This is a genomic window from Mesorhizobium sp. M1365 (assembly GCF_040317865.1).
Taxonomy (GTDB): Bacteria; Pseudomonadota; Alphaproteobacteria; order Rhizobiales; family Rhizobiaceae; genus Mesorhizobium.
In genome coordinates, this window is record NZ_JAMYLG010000001.1 from 308,173 (window position 1) to 325,977 (window position 17,805).

Below are 17,805 nucleotides of genomic sequence, written 5' to 3' on the forward strand. Positions count from 1 at the left end.
ATTCGATGAAGCATTTTTTCAATCGCAGGGATACGATCGTAACTGAGGCCCTGGACGGCTTCCTCGATACTACCGGCGCCGGCGATCTCGCTCGCCTCGACGGCTATCCCGAGATCAAGGTCATTCTCCGCGCGGACTGGGATAAGACCAAGGTTGCGGTCATTTCCGGCGGCGGGGCCGGGCACGAACCTGCCCATGCCGGCTTTGTTGGCATTGGCATGCTGACGGCGGCGGTTTCGGGCGAGATCTTTGCTTCGCCGAGCGTGGAAGCGGTATTGGCCGCCATCCGCGCGGTGACCGGTCCCGCCGGGTGTCTGCTGATCGTCAAGAACTATACCGGCGATCGCCTCAACTTCGGCCTGGCAGCCGAGAAGGCGCGCGCCGAAGGCTTCCGGGTCGAGATGGTGATTGTCGCCGACGATATCGCCCTGCCGGACATTGCCCAGCCGCGTGGCCTGGCCGGCACCTTGTTCGTGCACAAGATCGCCGGCCACCAGTCGGAAGCCGGCATTGACCTGGCGGCGATTGCCGGGGCGGCGCGGGCAGTGGCGGCGGATATCGTTTCGCTCGGCATATCGCTGTCATCCTGCTCGATCCCCGGCCAGAGCCATGAAGAAAGATTCGGGGCGGACGATGCCGAACTCGGCCTCGGCATCCATGGCGAACCGGGCGTTGAGCGGATTGCGGTGCAAAGTGCCGAAAGGCTGGTTGCGATCATGTCGGAGCGCCTTGCCGCGCGGCTTGATCCGGTCAGCCACTACGCCTTGCTGATCAATAATCTCGGTTCGGTGCCACCGCTGGAAATGTTGCTTGTCGCCAATGCGGTACTGGCTTCACCGCTGGCGCAAAAGGTGACGCTGACAATCGGGCCCGGGCAGCTTATGACCGCGCTCAACATGAACGGCTTTTCCCTGTCGCTGATCCGGCTCGATGCGTCGCGCGAAGCGGCGTTGCGGGCGCCGGTAGGCCCCCACGCCTGGCTGCCGGCAAGAGCCGTTCGCCAAGCCAGCGTCGTGCCGATGGCCAAAGCCGCCGGCCCGAACAACGCGTCGAAAGCCAGCCAGGACGCACGCACCGACCGGTTGGTTGTCGCGGTCTGCGAACGGCTGATCTCGCTTGAAGGCTCGTTGAACGGACTGGATGCCAAGGCGGGAGACGGTGACACCGGATCGACAGTGGCGGCCGGTGCGCGCAGTGTGCTTGGCCGCATTGCAACACTGCCGCTCGCTGACCCTGCCGCAACGCTCGCCGTCGTCGGCGACATCCTGAGCGCCAGCATGGGCGGCTCTAGCGGCGTGCTGTTGTCGATCTTCTTCACCGCCGCCGCGCAGGCGCTGGAGTCTGGCGAAACGCTTCCCAAGGCGCTTCTCGCCGGCCTCGATCGGATGTCCTTCTATGGTGGAGCGAGGGTCGGCGATCGCACGATGATCGATGCCCTGGAACCCGCCTTGAGGGCGCTGGATAGGGGGAGTCTGGAAGATGCGGCGGTCGCGGCGCAACGCGGCGCCGAGGCCACCGCTGCCATGCGCAAGGCCAAGGCCGGGCGGTCCGCTTATATTGGCAGCCAGCTCGACGGCGTGGTCGACCCCGGCGCCTTTGCCGTCGCCGAGGTCTTCACTGCCCTCGCTGCGTTGCTCGAACCCGCTTGACTGGGGAAAAGAATGCTTCAATTGCCGGATATGCAATTTTCTCGTACTGCCGGCAGCGCAGGGGCCAGGAGCATGGGTGATATGGCGGCAGCGGATATTTCCAGGCTGATCGAGGCGGCGGCAAACACGATCGCCGCACATGCCGACGAGCTGACCAGTCTCGACCAGGCCATCGGCGACGGCGACCATGGGCTCAACATGAGACGCGGCTTCGAGGCAGTGCGGGCCGAGGCCGGCGCGTTTGCGACAAAGCCGTTGCCCGAGGCGCTGAAGGCGATCGGCACCAAACTGGTGATGACCGTCGGCGGAGCCTCCGGTCCGTTGTTCGGCACGCTGTTCATGGCGCTCGGCAAGGAGATTTCCGCCGCGCCGGGTCGCGCCGACCTGGCGGCGGCCTTCGGCAAGGCGATCGAAGCGGTTGCCGCCAGAGGCAAGTCGCAGGCCGGGCAAAAAACCATGTTAGATGTGCTGCAGCCGGTGCATGAGGCCCTGCTGCAGGGAAAGACGGCAGCGGACATCGTCGAGATCGCCGACAACGCGGCCGACGCGACCGTGCCGATGAAGGCGCTGCGTGGGCGCGCCTCGTTCCTTGGCGACCGTTCGATCGGTCATATGGATGCCGGCGCACGCTCGACTGCGCTTCTGGTGCGGGCCGTAGCCGAGGCAATCGAGAGGCGCGCATGAGCAATGTCGGCATCGTCATCGTATCGCATTCGCCGCTGGTCGCCGAAGGCACCGCCGACATGGTGCGGCAGATGGTCGGCAACGAAGTGCCGCTTGCATGGTGCGGGGGAAACGGCCATGGCGGGCTGGGAACCAATGTCGAGGCGATCATGGACGCCATCGACAAGGCCTGGTCGGAGGCGGGGGTCGCGATCCTCGTCGATCTCGGCGGTGCCGAGACCAATAGCGAGATGGCGGTCGAGATGATCGGCGAACCACGCGCCCAGAAGATCATTGTCTGCAATGCGCCGATCGTCGAAGGCGCGGTGATGGCGGCGACCGAGGCTTCCGGCGGCGCCTCGCTCAGGGAAGTGGTGGCGACGGCGCACGAATTGTCGCCGTCGTGAACGAACGGGAATTTTGACAAGCATGTCCGCAGCAGCCGAAGCCAGCGTCCTGATCACCCATGAGGTGGGACTGCATGCGCGTCCTTCGGTGAAGTTCACCAAGCTTGCCAAGACGTTTTCGGCCGACGTCGAGATTGCGCTCGCCGCCAACGGGCCATGGTTCGACGCCAAGAGCATCGTCAAGGTGATGGCGGCGAAAGCGCCGAAAGGCACTGTCCTGCATATCAGAGCCAAAGGGGACGGCGCCGGCGAGGCGGTCGGCGCACTGGTCGAGCTGGTGCGGCGCGATTTCGACGAAGGCAAGGACCATGCCCGAACCGCTTAGGCTGCAGGGCATTTCGGCATCGGCCGGCTATGCCGAGGGGCCGCTGTTCAATCTGGACCAGGCTGCTGTGCGTTATGTCCGCAAGGCGACTGCCGGGGACGAGAAGGCGGCGCTTGAGGCCGCCATTTCCATTGCCGCAGGCCGGCTCGCGACATTGATCGAAACCAGCGACAGCGAGGCGGCCGGGATCCTCGAATTCCAGCTCGCCATGCTGGAGGACGACGCGCTGACCGGCCCGGCCTTTGCGCGAATTGCCGAGGGCATGGCTGCTGATGTGGCCTGGCGAAAAGCGCTCGACGCCGAGATAGCCGGCTATGAAACATCCGAGCAGGACTATTTCCGGGCGCGCGCGGCCGACATGCGCGACATACGCGACCAGGTGCTACGCGCGCTTGCCGGGGGCGGCGACATTGCCGCGCCGGCAGGTGCGATCTTCTACGGCGAGGATATCGCACCGACGCGCTTCCTCGAAACCGACTGGAGTGCCGGCGGCGGCATAGCACTTACGGCCGGAAGTGCCGCAAGTCATGTCGCAATGCTGGCACGCTCACGCGGTGTGCCAATGGTGGTGGGGTTGGGGCTCGTAGCGCGTGGGGTAGCCGGGCCCGGTGCTTCGCCGGCTCACCTTGCCGGAATCGCACTGCTCGATGCCGAACATGGCGGCATCGTGTTGGCGCCTTCGAAAGCGGAGATCGATGCATTCCGGCGATCGTCATCGTCTTTCGCGGCGCATCGCGACAAAGCGGCAGCCTATTTGACAAGGCCGGCAGCAACGAAGACCGGCATATCGGTCCACGTGCAGGTGAATATTGCCGATCCGTCCGATGTCGACCGCATCGATGCTGCGGCGTGCGACGGTGTCGGGCTGATGCGGACCGAATTCCTGTTCGGCAAGACGCTGCCGGACGAGGAGACGCAATATCGCGCCTACCGTAGAGTGCTGGAATGGGCAGGCGACAGGCCGGTGACGATCCGTACTGTCGATGCGGGCGGCGATAAACCTGTGCCGGGCCTGACCGTCGAGGAAGGTAACCCATTCCTTGGCCTGCGCGGGATCAGGCTGTCGCTGATGCGTCCGGAGGTCTTTCGCGTGCAGATCCGCGCCTTGCTACGTGCCGCCATGCGCGGCAATCTGAAGGTAATGTTCCCGATGATCGCCGTTCCGGAAGAGTATGAACGCGCCACCGCGCTGTTCGCTGAGGAGCAGGCTGACCTTTTGGCGCGCGGCATCGCGCACAAAATGCCGCCGCTTGGCATCATGGTCGAGGTGCCGTCGGTGGCCATCGCACCGGAGGCATTCGCCAAGGCCGCCTTCTTCTCGATCGGTTCGAATGATTTGACCCAATACGTGATGGCCGCCGCGCGCGACAATGCGTCGGTCGCACATCTGAATTCCGTCAGGCACCCGGCCGTGCTCCGGCTGATCGCCTCGGTTGCCGCCTTCGGCCGCGAGCATAATATCCCGGTCAGCCTGTGTGGCGATGCCGGCGGCGACCCCGCCTCGATCCCGGCGCTGCTCGAAACCGGCCTGCGTGACCTCTCCGTCGCTCCCGCCCAACTCGCGATGGCCAAGGCGGCCATCGCGGACGTTTCGATCTAGGCCCCGGTATGGCAGACAAGGCGTCGCAATCCGGCCCCGAAGAGGCGATCCGCGCCTACAAGACGATCCTGTCGCAGGTGATCGACCAGCGCCCGTCCGGCATGCGCCAGCGCCTCGCTGATGCGCTGGGCAAGCATCGCAGCTTCGTCACGCAGATTTCCAGCCCGGCCTATTCGACGCCGATCCCGTCGAAGCATTTGCCGGCTATCTTCTCCGTCTGCCATTTCAGCCCGGCCGAACGCGATCATTTCCTTGAGGCCTACCATCGGGCGCATCCGGGAAAGATGTCGCTGGCCGCAGGCTTGCGCAAGACACGCCATGTCTCGCTGATCGTTCCCGATTTCGGCGACGACAAGCAGAACGCGGCGCTCGACCGGGCGGTCAACGATTTCATCCAGAAGATCACCAGCATCGCCGGCAAGGGCAGCTGACGCTGGGCTATTTCGGGAGGACGGCCATGAAGAAATTTTTGAATTCGGTCGATACGGTGCTGACCGAGAGCCTCGACGGCTTCGTTGCCGCGCATGCCGATATCCTGGCGCTTGGCGAGGAACACAAATTTGTCCGCCGCAAGCTGCTCACACCGGGCAAGGTGGCGCTGATCTCCGGCGGTGGCTCGGGTCACGAGCCGCTACATGGCGGGTTCGTCGGGCACGGCATGCTGGATGCGGCCTGCCCCGGCCAGGTATTCACCTCGCCAACGCCTGACCAGATGATGGCGGCGGCCGAAGTCGTCAATACGGGCGCCGGCTGCCTGTTCATCGTCAAGAACTACGAGGGCGACGTGATGAATTTCGACATGGCCGCTGAAATGTCGGAAGGCGTGATGCAAATCGTGACCAATGACGACGTTGCGGTCGAAAACTCGTCCTACACCACCGGCCGGCGCGGCGTCGCCGGCACGCTGGTGGTCGAGAAAATCGTCGGCGCGGCGGCCGAACAAGGCATGGCACTGGAGCCGTTGAAGGCGCTCGGCGAGCGCGTCAACGGCGCGACGCGCTCGATGGGCGTGGCGCTGACCAGTTGCACCGTGCCGGCGGCGGGCAAGCCGACCTTCGATATCGGCGACGGCGAGATGGAGTTCGGGGTCGGCATCCACGGCGAGCCTGGGAGGCGGCGCGACACATTGAAAAGCGCCGATGCTATCGCCGAGGAGATCTGTACCGCAATCCTGGGTGACCTGGGCGACGGTGCCAGAGGCCAGGCGCTGCTCTTCGTCAACGGCTTTGGCGGCACGCCGTTGATGGAGCTTTATCTGATGTACAACAGCGCCCGCAAAATCTTCGAGAAGCACGGCGTGACGGTGATCCGGTCGCTGGTCGGGTCCTATGTGACCTCGCTCGATATGGCCGGCTGTTCGATCACGCTGAGCATGCTCGACGACGAGGCGGCTGTTTGGTGGGATGCACCGGTACATACGGCCGCGCTGCGCTGGGGCATGTAGCGGCGGAGAATGCCCCAGAAATAGTCGGTGACAAGACCGGTATCGGCAACGCCGCGCATCGCCAGACAGGTTGCCCTCCTCACCCTGCGTAAGATAAAGAATCTGCGGGTTTGGGGAGTTCGAGCATGCGTTACAATTGGGATCGGGCGCCGACGGGTTTCGAGCGCCATGGAAAGGTGCTGGCAGCCGCCTTGCTGATCGTCGGCGGGGTCGGACTTATGCTCGCTGCCCTCCCGCTTTAGGGACAACAAACTCGGGTAGCGGACTACGTCTCAGCGCGTTGCCTCAGTGCGCCTGGCCAGTCACGGCGATGAAACGGCGGTCGCGCCCTTCAAATCCCTGGCTGAAGCGCTGCACGAGCACCGCAAGCACGCCCGGTTTTCCATCCGGGGTGAATGCGTAAGATTCCGACAGGCTGTAGGAAGTCGGGCAATTCCTCGAACCGGGCACCGCCTTGTCCTCATGCAGCAGCTTGATCGGCTTGCCGTCCTGACCCTGCAGCGTCAGGCGAAAGCCGAGCGCCTTGCCGGTCGTTTCGCCTTGCAGCGTCGCGTCGAAACTCGCTGAACAATCCGCCGTGCTGTCGGCACGGATCTGCTCGAGCTGGATGGTGCCAAGCTCGTCATAGGCCGGCGAAAGCCATTTTTGCGAAACCTGCTCGAGGCGCGCAATGTCATTGTAGGCGACCATGTCGTCGGGAAAGGTGAACCTGTCCAAGGCAGTCCGCTCGCCGCGCGGCGCGATGGCATATTTGGCCAGCAAGGGCGCCGCCAGTTCGGCGGCCTGTGCCCTCGCCTGCGCAAGCGTCAATGTCGAATCCTCCGTCTCGTCGGCGATGACGATCGGCTTGCCGCCGACGAACTCATCGGTCCGCGTGTCGATGATGTCGATCTCCGACCAGCCCGAATCCGAAGCACCGGCATCGAGCGTGCCGTACTGTTCGAAGGCGAAGTAGTTGCCGTCTGGCGAAAAGCCGATGACGCGCCGAGCCGCCGCGTCGCCTGCCTGAGCAGCTGAAGCGAGCACCACCGCCAGCGTCGCAACCGCGGCAAACCCAAGCTCATATCGCAATTTCATCGCGCCCTGCCCCTAATGCCGAAAATTCGAACGATACCGGCCCCCAGACCACCATGACCCGCACTTGCGGCCAAGTTAGAACGACGGCAAACGAAACGCACAAATATATGGTTACACAAACCAGCATACGCTATTTCAAGGACAGCAAACATTCCTGGGGAGGAAGCTGGATGGCGTCACGCTACCACGAGGTCTATGACGACTGGAAACGCGACTCGGAAAAATTCTGGGCCGATGCCGCGGGCGAAATCGACTGGTTCTCGCCCTTTGAGACGGTGTTCGACGCCAATGCCGGCGTCTATGGCAGGTGGTTCATTGGCGCCTCGTGCAACACCTGCTTCAATGCCGTCGATCGTCATGTGGCGGGCGGCCGTGCCGACCAGATCGCGTTGATCCATGACAGCGCGATTTCCGGCACAATCAGGAAGTTCACCTATACCGAGTTGAAGCGCGAGGTGATCGCGCTGACCTCGGTGCTCAAGAATCGTGGCATCCAAAAAGGCGATCGCGTCATCATCTACATGCCGATGGTGCCGGAAGCAGCCTTCGCCATGCTTGCCTGTGCGCGGATCGGCGCCGTGCATTCGGTGGTCTTCGGCGGCTTTGCCTCGCATGAGCTCGCCACCCGCATCGACGACGCCAAGCCGAAGCTGATCATCTCCGCTTCCTGCGGCCTGGAGCCAGGGCGCGTGGTTGCCTATAAGCCGCTGCTCGACAAGGCGATCGAGATGTCGCGGCACAAGCCGGAAAGCTGCCTTATCCTGCAGCGCGACCAACTGCGCTGCGAACTCAGGGAAAACCACGATATCGACTATGCCGACGCCGTGGCGCGGGAGCGGGCCGCGGGTGCCAATGTCGACTGTGTTCCGGTGCTTGCCACCGATCCGCTCTACATCATCTACACGTCGGGCACGACCGGCCAGCCGAAGGGAATCGTGCGTGACAATGGCGGCCATATGGTCGCGCTGAAATGGTCGATGGAAAACGAGTTCGGCGTCAAACCGGGCGAAGTGTTCTGGGCGGCTTCCGATGTCGGCTGGGTGGTCGGCCATTCCTATATCGTCTACGGCCCGCTGCTGCATGGCTGCACAACGATCCTGTTCGAGGGCAAGCCGGTCGGCACGCCCGATGCCGGCACCTATTGGCGTGTGATCGCCGAGCATGGCGTCGTCGCGCTGTTCACCGCGCCAACCGCCTTTCGCGCCATCAAAGGACAGGACCCGAAGGGCGAATTCGTCCCGAAATACGACCTGTCCAAATTCCGGACGCTGTTCCTCGCCGGCGAGCGCGCCGATCCCGAAACCATCAAATGGGCGGAGCAGAAATTGACCTTGCCGGTGATCGACCATTGGTGGCAGACCGAGACCGGCTCGCCGATGACCATCAACCCCGCCGGACTGGGCCTGCTGCCGGTCAAATACGGCTCGCCCGGCGTGCCGATGCCCGGTTATGACATCCGCGTGCTCGACGATGCCGGGCATGAGGTCAAGCGTGGTACGCTTGGCAATGTCGTGGTGAGATTGCCGTTGCCCCCCGGCTGCCTGCCGACGCTGTGGAATGCCGACGAGCGGTTTCGCCAAGCCTATCTCGACGAGTTCCCCGGCTTCTACAAAACCGCGGATGCCGGCATGATGGACGAGGACGGCTATCTCTATGTCATGGCTCGCACCGACGACATCATCAATGTCGCCGGCCACCGGCTATCGACCGGCGCCATGGAGGAGATTCTGGCCGCGCATCCCGACGTCGCCGAATGCGCCGTCGTCGGTATTGCCGATGCTATGAAAGGCCAGGTTCCACTCGGCTTCGTCGTGCTGAATGCCGGCGTCGACCGCGACGCCGGCATCATCGAAAACGAGGTTGTCACCCTAGTGCGCGAACGGATCGGCCCGGTCGCTGCCTTCAAGACGGTGGTGACGATCAAGCGCCTGCCGAAGACGCGCTCCGGCAAGATCCTGCGCGGCACCATGCAGAAGATCGCCGACAAGGAGGAATGGGCCATGCCGGCAACGATCGACGACCCGGCCATCCTCGACGAGATCACCGCCGCGCTGAACCGCCGCGGCATCGGCCTGTAATGGGCGCCGAAGCCGAGTTGCGTCCGAAGCTCCGGTATGGAACGACCGGCGCCGGACGTGGTATCCACGCGCGGTGTCGTCATGTTGTTTCGGAATCGAGACGCACCCACAGCCATGCGAGACGCCATACGTGACCCTGTTCCAGCGATCGAGAAAGCCCCAGGCCGCGGCACGCCAGCGGCTGGAGATCGATATGCGGGGCGCAGTCGTCTATGCGATCGGCGACGTGCATGGCTGCTACAAGGAACTCCGCGCCCTGGAGCAGAAGATCGTGCTCGATTCGGCGCCCTTCGAAGGGCGCAAGCTCATAATCATGCTTGGCGACTTTGTCGATCGTGGACCCCAGTCGGCGCGTGTGCTCGATCATCTGCTGGCGCCACCGCTCCGTGATTTCCAGCGCATCTGCCTTGCCGGCAACCACGAAGTCGTGATGCTGAACTACGTCGACGGGATCATTTCGAGAGAGTCGTGGCTGGCGATAGGCGGCCTGCAAACGCTGTTTTCCTACGGCGTCGACCCGTCGCGCATGGCCGATCTCTATGGGTCAAGCGAGGAGGTCGACAAGCGCATTCGGGAAGTCATTCCAGCCGACCACATTAGCTTCATGCGCGCGCTGCCGGTCATGGTCTGTTCGGCGAAATTCGTGTTCGTCCATGCCGGCATCAGGCCCGGCATCGACCTCGCCGCGCAGGACGAGGACGACCTGCTGAATATCCGTTCGGACTTCTTCGACGCTGCGCATCTTCTCGACCGCTATGTCGTGCACGGACATACGCCGGTCGACACTCCGAAGCTCGAGGGACGCCGGCTTGGCATAGACACCGGCGCCTTCCAAACCGGCCAGCTGACCGCCCTCAGGATCGTCGACAACCGCGCCAGGTTGATATTTTCCTGAGCGCGATGTCGTCGCTCAGGCGGCTGCCTTGGTGCGCGCTTCCGATTTTTCCAGATAGTAGCTCGAATATTTGTCGAAGAATTTTTCCGAGCCGCCGATCGCGCCATATTTGGCCAGCTTCTTCAGTTCGACCTTGTTCAGCACCGCGCCAATGATCTTCTTGGCGATGTAGGGCTCCGAGCTGAGCATGGATTGCACCATCGCACGCGGCGTGCGTCCCCATTCGGTGACCAGCACGAAGCCGTCGACAAGCGGAGCGAAGGCCTTGGCGTCGACGACAGGCCCGAGCGGCGGCAGATCGACGATGATGTATTCGAAGGTTTCCTTGGCGTTATCGATGAAACGCCGCATGCCGGCTGAAGACAGAAGCTCGCTGGTATGCGAAAACTGGCCACGCAGGACGGCCGGGATGATAGCCAGCTTGGTCTGCCGGTCGATCTTGCCGACCGACTGCCATGTCTGCCCGCTCACCACAGCTTCCATCAGGCCCTGCTCGGCCTCCATACCGAGGCTGCGGCTGAGGCCGGGATTGCGCAGGTCGCCGTCGATCAGCAGCGTTTTCGATCCGTTGACGGCAAGCAGCCCGGCAAGATTGGCCGCCACCGTCGACTTGCCCTCGCCGGGAAGCACCGAGACCACGCCGATGACCCGGCTGCCCTGGCCTTCCATGACGACATCGAAGGCGATCTTGGCGTTGCGCAGCGTCTCGGAGAACATCGATGCCGGGGCATCAACGGTTACCCGCATCCGCGCACGTTTTTCGGCTGCCGACAATGTTTTGGAGGGCTGGGACTTGGAGGACTTGGCGGTCTTGGATTCAACGACTTTGACGTCAGGCTGACCGCCATTGCGCTGGTCATCCTTGCCAGCCTTGCCGATGACCGGCAGGTAGCCGAGGAATTTGAGGCCGACCCGGTCGCGCACATCCTCGCCGGTCCTGAAGAAGCGTTCCCTGAATTCATTCAGGCCACCAACCCCTGCCCCCAGCATCATGCCAAGCGCCAGCGAAAGCCCCAGCACGATGGCTGTGCGGGGGGTTGCGGCCGACTGCGGCATCGTCGCGTCCGAGATGACCCGGATCTTGCCGACCGGGAAGGATTGCTGCTGGGCGGCCTCCTCATAGCGGTTCAGGAACGTCTGGTAGAGCGTCGACAGCGCCGTCGCCTTTTGGTCCAGCTCACGCAGCTTGACCTGCGACTGGTTGTCGATGGAGCTCTTGCCAGCCGCCAAGGCGACATTTGCGCGGAGCGCGGTTTCGCGCGCCAGAGCGACCTCGTATTCGTTGCGGTAGCTTTCGGTCAGTTGCTTCAGCTCGCCGAAAATCTGCGCCGATATGTCGGCCTTCTCCTTGGCGAGCGCGACGGCCTGCGGATGTTGCGGGCCGAAATTGGCTTCGACATCCTGCTGTCGCTTGGATACGGTGAGATAGCGGTTCTTCAGCGTCGTGATGACCGAGCTGCTCGGCTGGTCGTTCGATATCGCAGCGTCCTTGAACGCGTTGTCCGAGCCGCTTTCGACGATCGACTTGTACTGCTGATAGCGGGCGCCGGCACGTGCTGTATCGGCCTGCGCGACGATCAACTGGGTGTTGAGATCGGACAATTGCTTGTCGCTGATCAGCTGGCCGTCATTGACGGCCAATCCGTGTTCGGCCCTGAACTTTTCGACCGCCAGTGCAGCCGCCTGGGAGCTCTCACGAAGCTCGGTCAGCCTGCCTTGCAGCCAGACCGCCGCCCGCTCGGTCGCGTCGAAGCTGGCATCGAGTTGATCGGCTAGATAGGCATCGGCATAGGCCTTGGTGATGGCGGTCGCAAGCGCCGGATCCGTCGCCTGGAAGGAGATGCTGATGACAAAGCTCCGGCCGATCCGCTCGGCATCGAGTTGGGTCTGCAGTTTGAAGATTGCGTAGTCACGGGGCGATGAGGATGCGGTGATCGCGTCACGCGTCGCAGCATCAAGCTGAGTGACATCGGTTGTGCTAGCGGCGCGCTTGGGGCGGACAGACTGGACGATACCGCGCACAAAGCCAGCAACCTTCGACAGGGCCGACGTCGGAGGGTTCATGAAAGCGTCGTTCTGATCGAGCTTCAGCTTGTCGACGACCACCCCAGCCAGCCTGGCCGACTGTAGTATTTCGATCTGGCTCAGAACGGCGGAGTCGGTCTGCATGCTGACCGACGCCGCCGAAATGTCGTCGACGACCTTGTTCAATCCTTCGTCGATCAGCACGCTGCTCGTCGCCACATAGGTAGGAGGCGTCGTCTGCAAATAGAGCACGCCGAGAAAGAGACCGATGACGGCGCAGGCGGCAACCACTTTCGCCTGCCGCGCGGCCATGCCAAGCAGGCGCTCGATGTCGATGAAGTCTTCGGCGTTTGCCGCATTAGAAGCCGGCAATGGCGTCCTCTTGTCGACAGGAAAATTGGCATAGTTCATCTTCGGTCCAATTCTAGTTTGCAGGCGCTACCGCCTCGAAGGTCGGGACATAGGGTGCAAACCTTGCGCCGGACACAGTGCGCGTTACGCGCGGCGCAACGGCCTGTCCTGCGTCATCAGCCGCACCCACAATGCCTCGAAAAAATGGACATTATGCGGCTTCTTCCCGACGCTGATGCGACCGGACGAATTCCTGCAGCATCTCGAAGATCGGGCCCTTCATGTCCTCCCGCGCCAGCGCGAAAGCGATATTGGCCTGGATGAAACCCTCCTTCGAACCGCAGTCGAACATGCGGCCGTCGAAAGGCTGGGCGAAGAAGGCCTGGGTCTGTGCGAGACGCACCATTGCGTCGGTCAGCTGGATCTCGTTTCCGGCGCCGCGTTGCTGGCTGGCAAGCAACGAGAATATCTCGGGCTGCAGGATGTAGCGGCCGTTGATGTAGAAGTTCGACGGCGCGTTGGCAGGAGCCGGCTTTTCGACCATGGCCGTCACCTCGAAGCCCGTGCCGACATCCGCGCCGCGCCCGACAATGCCGTATTTGCTGGTCTCGGTCGGATCGCAACGCTCGACGGCAATAACGTTTGCGCCAGTCTGCGCATAAAGATCGGCGACTTCGGCGAGACAGCCGCGCCCGCCAAAGGATACCATGTCCGGCAACAGCAACGCGAAGGGCTCGTCACCGATGACTTCGCGCGCGCACCAGACGGCATGGCCGAGGCCTTGCGGCGACTGCTGGCGGATGAAGCTCGTCGCGCCGGCGACGGGAAGCAGGCTTTCAAGCGATTCGAGTTGCGCCTTCTTGCCGCTCTGCTCCAGGGTTCCGATCAGTTCAGGATGCAGGTCGAAATAGTCCTCGATCACCGCCTTGTTGCGGCCGGTGACGAAGACGATGTGCTCGATGCCGGCCTCGAACGCCTCGTCAACCGCATATTGCACGACAGGCCTGTCGACCACCGGCAGCATTTCCTTCGGCATGGACTTGGTCGCCGGCAGGAACCGCGTTCCGAGCCCCGCCACCGGTATGACTGCCTTCCTGACTTTTTTCATTGCATGTTCCTTCTGAGGAGATCGATTTCAACCCTGTCGCAGGCGGCGAAACTGTCTTCATTCACCTGCAGCCCTTCACCTCCCCGCCACCACGGCAAACTGTGCCGCTACCCTTCGCAGCCGGACGGCGATCGGCATGCTCATATGCCGAACCGCCGCCGGATCGCTGAGCGCCGTCCATATCGCCTTGAGCGGGGACCGCGCCTTGATGTGCTGGACCAGCGACAGGAATGATGCCGCCCGGCGCAGGCTGCGAGCGCGCCTGGCGAACGCCGCCTCGGCCGCAGCATCCATGGAATGGGTCGCGGCGAAGGTGGCATCGGCCCTGCGCATCGCCTCGACGTGATGAAGTTCGAGCACCCGGGAGATGGAACCGGTGCGAATGTGGTAGATATAGCCCGTCGTCGGCTCGACGACGCATTTGCCGCCTTTAGCCAGAGCACTGGCCAGGAGGATATAGTCTTCGCCAATGATCAGGCTTTCATCGTAACGAAGCCCGTTCTCGTTCAGGAACCGGCGCTGGAAGATCGGCTTGAGGTAGCCGAGATTGAACCTCGATTCGAAGAGGACGTTACCGCCGATGAAATCCGCCAGCGAGATTGAACCGAGGCCTTCCAGATAGTCGGCCGGGAACATCGTCTCTTCGGCAACGCCATCCTCGCGAACGACCTGCAGATTATCGACCGCGATCTCGGCGCCCGCTTTCTCCGCGCGCTCGATCATGGTGCAGATTCGCCCGGGATAGACCGCGTCGTCCGAATCTAGGACCGCGACCCACCTGCCGCGGGCAAGCTCAAGGCCGGCATTCCTGGCGCCGCCGGGGCCACGGTTTTGCTCAAGCGCGACAACGCGTACGATGTCTTCGGGGTAGGATCTCGCCAGGTCGAGCGTCCGGTCGCGCGACTTGTCGTCGACGACGATGACCTCGACGCTGATATTGCGCTGGGCGACGGCGCTGGCAATCGCCCGATCGATGGTCGCCTCGGCATTGTAGGCGGCAATCACGAAGCTCACGTCAGGCTGCACGCTTGCCCCCTTGCTGCGGCGAAGACAGGCCGTATTGGCGGATTTCACGAACCCCGACGAGGCCGCTGACGACGCCGACATGCATAATGCCGCGAAGCACGCTGCGGTTCCGACGTACGGGGTCGATGGCGACCGGAATTGCCGACAGGAAACTGTAGGCGGCCTTTGCCGCGGCAATGCCGACCTGCTTGAGCCGGGCAAGGCCGTGTGCGTTGCGCCCCAGAAGATGACCATGCGTCTGCCCAACGCGGAACCGGCGGCGGCCGAGCCAGTCGAATGCCGCCCTGGCAGGTGGCACCGCTTCGTCGACCCAAGCCTCCGGCGAAAAGGCGATGCGGCCGCCGGCCTTGACCATCTGGTCGAAGAATTCCGTATCTTCGCCGCCGGTCTGGCCACGTGCCAGGCTGAAGCGCCGGCCGCGCAGGCTCTCAGCGCCAATCCTGAGCAGGACGTTGCAGGTGTAGCCGGTGCGGATTTCGCCGCTCACCCAGACCGGCAAGGTCGAGTGGAAATCGCCTTTGCGCATCCAGGCGGGCGCATCCGGCAGGTAACGGGCTTGCACCGGCCCAAGCACCGTCGCAGCACCTGTTGCTTCCGCCGTCGCCACCAGTTCGGCAAGCCAGCCAGCGGTGGCCGTCTCGTCATCGTCGATAAAGGCGACGAAATCCGCCGCACTGGCATCGAGGCAAGCGTTGCGCGCTATCGAGATGTTGCGGGCCGGGGCGTGCCGGTAGGTCATTGGCAGCTTCAACTCCGCAGCCAGCGTCGTCACCATCTGTTCGGCCATCGGCGTATCGTCGTTGTCCGCGATGATAACACCGACGTCGAATCCCGCGGGCATATCCATGGCCGCTATGGAGCGAAGCGTGTCGGCAAGCTCCGGCCGGCGAAATGTGCAGACGCAGATATCGATGCTTCGATTTTTCCTGACCGGGTCCATCACGCTACCCCGCGCTGCGGTCGCGGTGCGAGCAGTTGCAGCCAGAAACCGACCGACCAGCCGAAATGCATGACCATTGCCGAGACGCCGGCAAGGGCAATGTCGGCTTTGCGCTGGCTGAGAGCGGTCCAAAAGCCGTAGCCGAGGCAGACCGACGCCCATAGCAAAAGCGGCACGGCCGCCAGCCAGTGGACGAAGGAAAAGGCGGCGAGAAGAACCACGGGGAACACTAGAAGCGGCACCATCTGCCGGATCTTCGGGATCATGCGGTGCTTGAGAACGTTCTTCGCCCGGCCACGGCCATAGCCGAGATATTGAAAATAGAGGCCCTTCAGCGAGGAGCGCGGGTAGTAGACCATTTGCGTCTTGCCGGTCATCCAGATGCGGTAGCCGGCCTGGCGGAGCCGATAGTCGAGTTCGGCATCCTCATTGTGGCTGAAGGTTTCGTCATAGCCGCCGACCGCGGTGAACGCCGATATCCGTATCAGTGCGTGGTGGCCATGATCGACCCATTCCCCCGCCGAAAGATGCCGGTGCTTGGAACCGCCGGTGCCGAGCCTGGAGTTCTGCGCCGCTGCCGCTGCTTTCTGAACCATGCCGCTGCCACTGGTCAGCATCGAGACGACGACCGAATCCGCACCGGTGACCTGCGCTTCTTCGACCAGCCGGTCGCAATAATCCGCGGGATAGCCGCCATGCGCGTCGATGCGAATGAGATAGTCGACGCCTTCCCCGAACCTGGCGACGGCGAGATTGATTGCCGCGCTCTGCAAGCGCTTTTCATTGTGCAGCAGGATCACCCGCTGATCTTTTGCGGCGATGTCCGCGACGATCGTCCTGGTGCCGTCCGTGCTGCCGCCATCGGCAACGATGATCACGGCGCCCAGCCTCTCGGCCGCAGGGCGGAGCTCTCGAAGCAACGCGCCGATATGGGCCGCCTCGTTCAGGCACGGAACCACGATCGTGCAGGATGGAATTTCGGTTTGCGTCATCGGCAGTCCTTCTATGCCAATGCTTCGGCAGCATATGGACCGGGAGCCGCAGTCAGCCCGCGGAGCTTTTCGACGAGCGCCCGACAATCGGCGCGGTCGTAGCTCCAGGTGCGCGGATTGCGGGCGAGAACACGCGCCCTCAATGTCCCGAACCGATGCTGCTCCATCGTGCCGACGGCGACTTCGAGCGCCTCGGGCGTGGCTTCTGGCAAAAGAACCCCTATGCCTTGCCGGTCGAGGAACCGGCCGGTTTCGGTGGCTCCCATCGAAATCGGCACGGCTCCGAAGCGGCAGCCCTCATAGAGCCGGTTGGGCAGCAGCCATTCGGAGTTCAGGCCCTGCTCAAAAAAGTCGATGGCCCAGGAAAAGTGGACCTCGCGGTAGATCGCCGCCATATCCTCGGGATTGCGGTAGGGCCCGCCAAACGAGAGCCAGGGTTCCGATTCGACGAAACCGTGGAAATCGGGAAATTCGGACAGCGCCGGGCGGCCCCTGAGGACGATTTCAAAGCGGCCGTCGAGGCGGCGCGAAAATTCGGCCAGAAGCTCCAGGGAACGGCGGCAGCGGAGCGCCCCGAACCAGCCGATCCGCCAAGGCGGCGCTACGGGGTTCTCCGGCGCCGCGCGGTCATCCAGCGAGGCCGCGGCTGGCTCGAAATACTTGTTTTCGAGCAGTTCGACTGGGGCGGCAATCTGCCCGAACGGCTTGAAATAGTTGGCGATGAAGGCCGGAGAGCTGGTCACCAGAAGCTTCACATCCCTAGCCAGGAAGCGTTCTGCGCCGCGCATCGCCCATCCCAGCGGATCGTCGCGAAGCAGCAGGCGATGGATATCCAGGCACTCGTAGACGATCGGCACCGTTGCCTGGAAAGCCGATCTGGCGCGGCGGGCAAGCGCCAGCATTTCCAGATTGCGCGCGACAATGAGGTCGGGCCGTGGCATTGAGCCCAGCTTCGAGCCGGTCGAGACAACTGCCTTCATGATCGCGGCCAGACGTTGGGCGAATCGGCCATCACGAGTCGGGCCGAGATCGATCGGCTGCAAGCCCTCGACATCAGCAACTGCGCTTGCCGTACGACGAAAGCCCGCCAGCGTAACCTGGGCGCCGCCTGCCTTGAGCATTATGATCCGCCGGCGCACTGCCGGGTCGGAGACGTCGTGTACCAAGTACAAGACATGCAGCATGAAAACTCGACCGCTGTTGGCCCGCCCGCGACAATGCTAGT

Annotated in this window: 16 protein-coding genes; 9 read left to right on the forward strand and 7 right to left on the reverse strand. The window is 63.2% G+C overall.

Going from position 1 to position 17,805, the window contains the following annotated elements:
* The first annotated feature begins 5 nt into the window (after positions 1-5).
* From NKH04_RS01410 to dhaK, 7 genes are all read left to right on the forward strand, one after another.
* Positions 6-1,649 (forward strand): dihydroxyacetone kinase subunit DhaK, encoded by a 1,644-nt coding sequence (locus tag NKH04_RS01410; protein WP_352469939.1) that lies wholly within the window; start codon positions 6-8, stop codon positions 1,647-1,649.
* 81 nt (positions 1,650-1,730) lie between these two features.
* Positions 1,731-2,333 (forward strand): dihydroxyacetone kinase subunit DhaL, encoded by a 603-nt coding sequence (dhaL, locus tag NKH04_RS01415; RefSeq protein WP_352469938.1) that lies wholly within the window; start codon positions 1,731-1,733, stop codon positions 2,331-2,333.
* Positions 2,330-2,719: a dihydroxyacetone kinase phosphoryl donor subunit DhaM gene (dhaM, locus tag NKH04_RS01420; protein ID WP_352469937.1), complete on the forward strand. Its 390-nt coding sequence runs from the start codon at positions 2,330-2,332 to the stop codon at positions 2,717-2,719. The genes dhaL and dhaM overlap by 4 nt, the downstream gene beginning before the upstream one ends.
* A 22-nt stretch (positions 2,720-2,741) precedes the next feature.
* On the forward strand, positions 2,742-3,044 hold the full coding sequence (locus NKH04_RS01425) for an HPr family phosphocarrier protein (protein ID WP_023676329.1): 303 nt from the start codon (positions 2,742-2,744) through the stop codon (positions 3,042-3,044).
* A complete protein-coding gene (ptsP, locus tag NKH04_RS01430; RefSeq protein WP_353043964.1) occupies positions 3,028-4,644 on the forward strand; it encodes a phosphoenolpyruvate--protein phosphotransferase in 1,617 nt (538 codons plus the stop codon). Before NKH04_RS01425 ends, ptsP begins: the two co-directional genes overlap by 17 nt.
* Before the next feature lie 8 nt (positions 4,645-4,652).
* The gene (locus NKH04_RS01435) at positions 4,653-5,075 is read left to right on the forward strand and encodes a hypothetical protein (protein ID WP_023676327.1); all 423 of its coding nucleotides are present in this window, start codon (positions 4,653-4,655) and stop codon (positions 5,073-5,075) included.
* Between the two features lie 26 nt (positions 5,076-5,101).
* Positions 5,102-6,088, forward strand: a complete 987-nt coding sequence (dhaK, locus tag NKH04_RS01440) for a dihydroxyacetone kinase subunit DhaK (RefSeq protein ID WP_352454687.1) — start codon at positions 5,102-5,104, stop codon at positions 6,086-6,088.
* A 285-nt stretch (positions 6,089-6,373) separates the two neighbouring features.
* Here the strand turns inward: dhaK and NKH04_RS01445 are convergent, their stop codons facing one another.
* Positions 6,374-7,165: a DUF2259 domain-containing protein gene (locus NKH04_RS01445; RefSeq protein ID WP_352454688.1), complete on the reverse strand. Its 792-nt coding sequence runs from the start codon at positions 7,163-7,165 to the stop codon at positions 6,374-6,376.
* 170 nt (positions 7,166-7,335) lie between these two features.
* Between NKH04_RS01445 and NKH04_RS01450 the strand changes: the two genes are divergently transcribed.
* Together NKH04_RS01450 and NKH04_RS01455 are read left to right on the forward strand one after the other, a co-directional pair.
* Positions 7,336-9,243 (forward strand): propionyl-CoA synthetase, encoded by a 1,908-nt coding sequence (locus NKH04_RS01450; RefSeq protein ID WP_352681427.1) that lies wholly within the window; start codon positions 7,336-7,338, stop codon positions 9,241-9,243.
* Positions 9,244-9,436: 193 nt separating this feature from the next.
* Positions 9,437-10,138, forward strand: coding sequence for a metallophosphoesterase family protein (locus NKH04_RS01455; protein ID WP_353043965.1), 702 nt, complete (start codon positions 9,437-9,439; stop codon positions 10,136-10,138).
* Positions 10,139-10,153: 15 nt separating this feature from the next.
* On the opposite strand, the gene NKH04_RS01460 is transcribed toward NKH04_RS01455, so the two are convergent.
* The 6 genes from NKH04_RS01460 to NKH04_RS01485 all read right to left on the reverse strand — a co-directional run bounded on the left by NKH04_RS01460 (position 10,154) and on the right by NKH04_RS01485 (position 17,764).
* A complete protein-coding gene (locus NKH04_RS01460) occupies positions 10,154-12,574 on the reverse strand; it encodes a polysaccharide biosynthesis tyrosine autokinase (RefSeq protein ID WP_352469932.1) in 2,421 nt (806 codons plus the stop codon).
* A 151-nt stretch (positions 12,575-12,725) separates the two neighbouring features.
* Entirely contained in the window at positions 12,726-13,622 is an 897-nt protein-coding gene (locus NKH04_RS01465; RefSeq protein ID WP_352681429.1) for a UTP--glucose-1-phosphate uridylyltransferase, read from the reverse strand.
* 75 nt (positions 13,623-13,697) lie between these two features.
* Positions 13,698-14,648 carry a glycosyltransferase family 2 protein gene (locus NKH04_RS01470; RefSeq protein ID WP_352681431.1) on the reverse strand — a complete coding sequence of 317 codons (951 nt, stop codon included), beginning with the start codon at positions 14,646-14,648 and terminating at the stop codon, positions 13,698-13,700.
* Positions 14,638-15,588: a glycosyltransferase family 2 protein gene (locus NKH04_RS01475; RefSeq protein WP_353043966.1), complete on the reverse strand. Its 951-nt coding sequence runs from the start codon at positions 15,586-15,588 to the stop codon at positions 14,638-14,640. The genes NKH04_RS01470 and NKH04_RS01475 overlap by 11 nt, the downstream gene beginning before the upstream one ends.
* A complete protein-coding gene (locus NKH04_RS01480) occupies positions 15,588-16,580 on the reverse strand; it encodes a glycosyltransferase family 2 protein (RefSeq protein WP_353043967.1) in 993 nt (330 codons plus the stop codon). The genes NKH04_RS01475 and NKH04_RS01480 overlap by 1 nt, the downstream gene beginning before the upstream one ends.
* Positions 16,581-16,591: 11 nt before the next feature.
* Entirely contained in the window at positions 16,592-17,764 is a 1,173-nt protein-coding gene (locus tag NKH04_RS01485; protein ID WP_352540408.1) for a glycosyltransferase family protein, read from the reverse strand.
* Between the last annotated feature and the right edge of the window lie 41 nt (positions 17,765-17,805).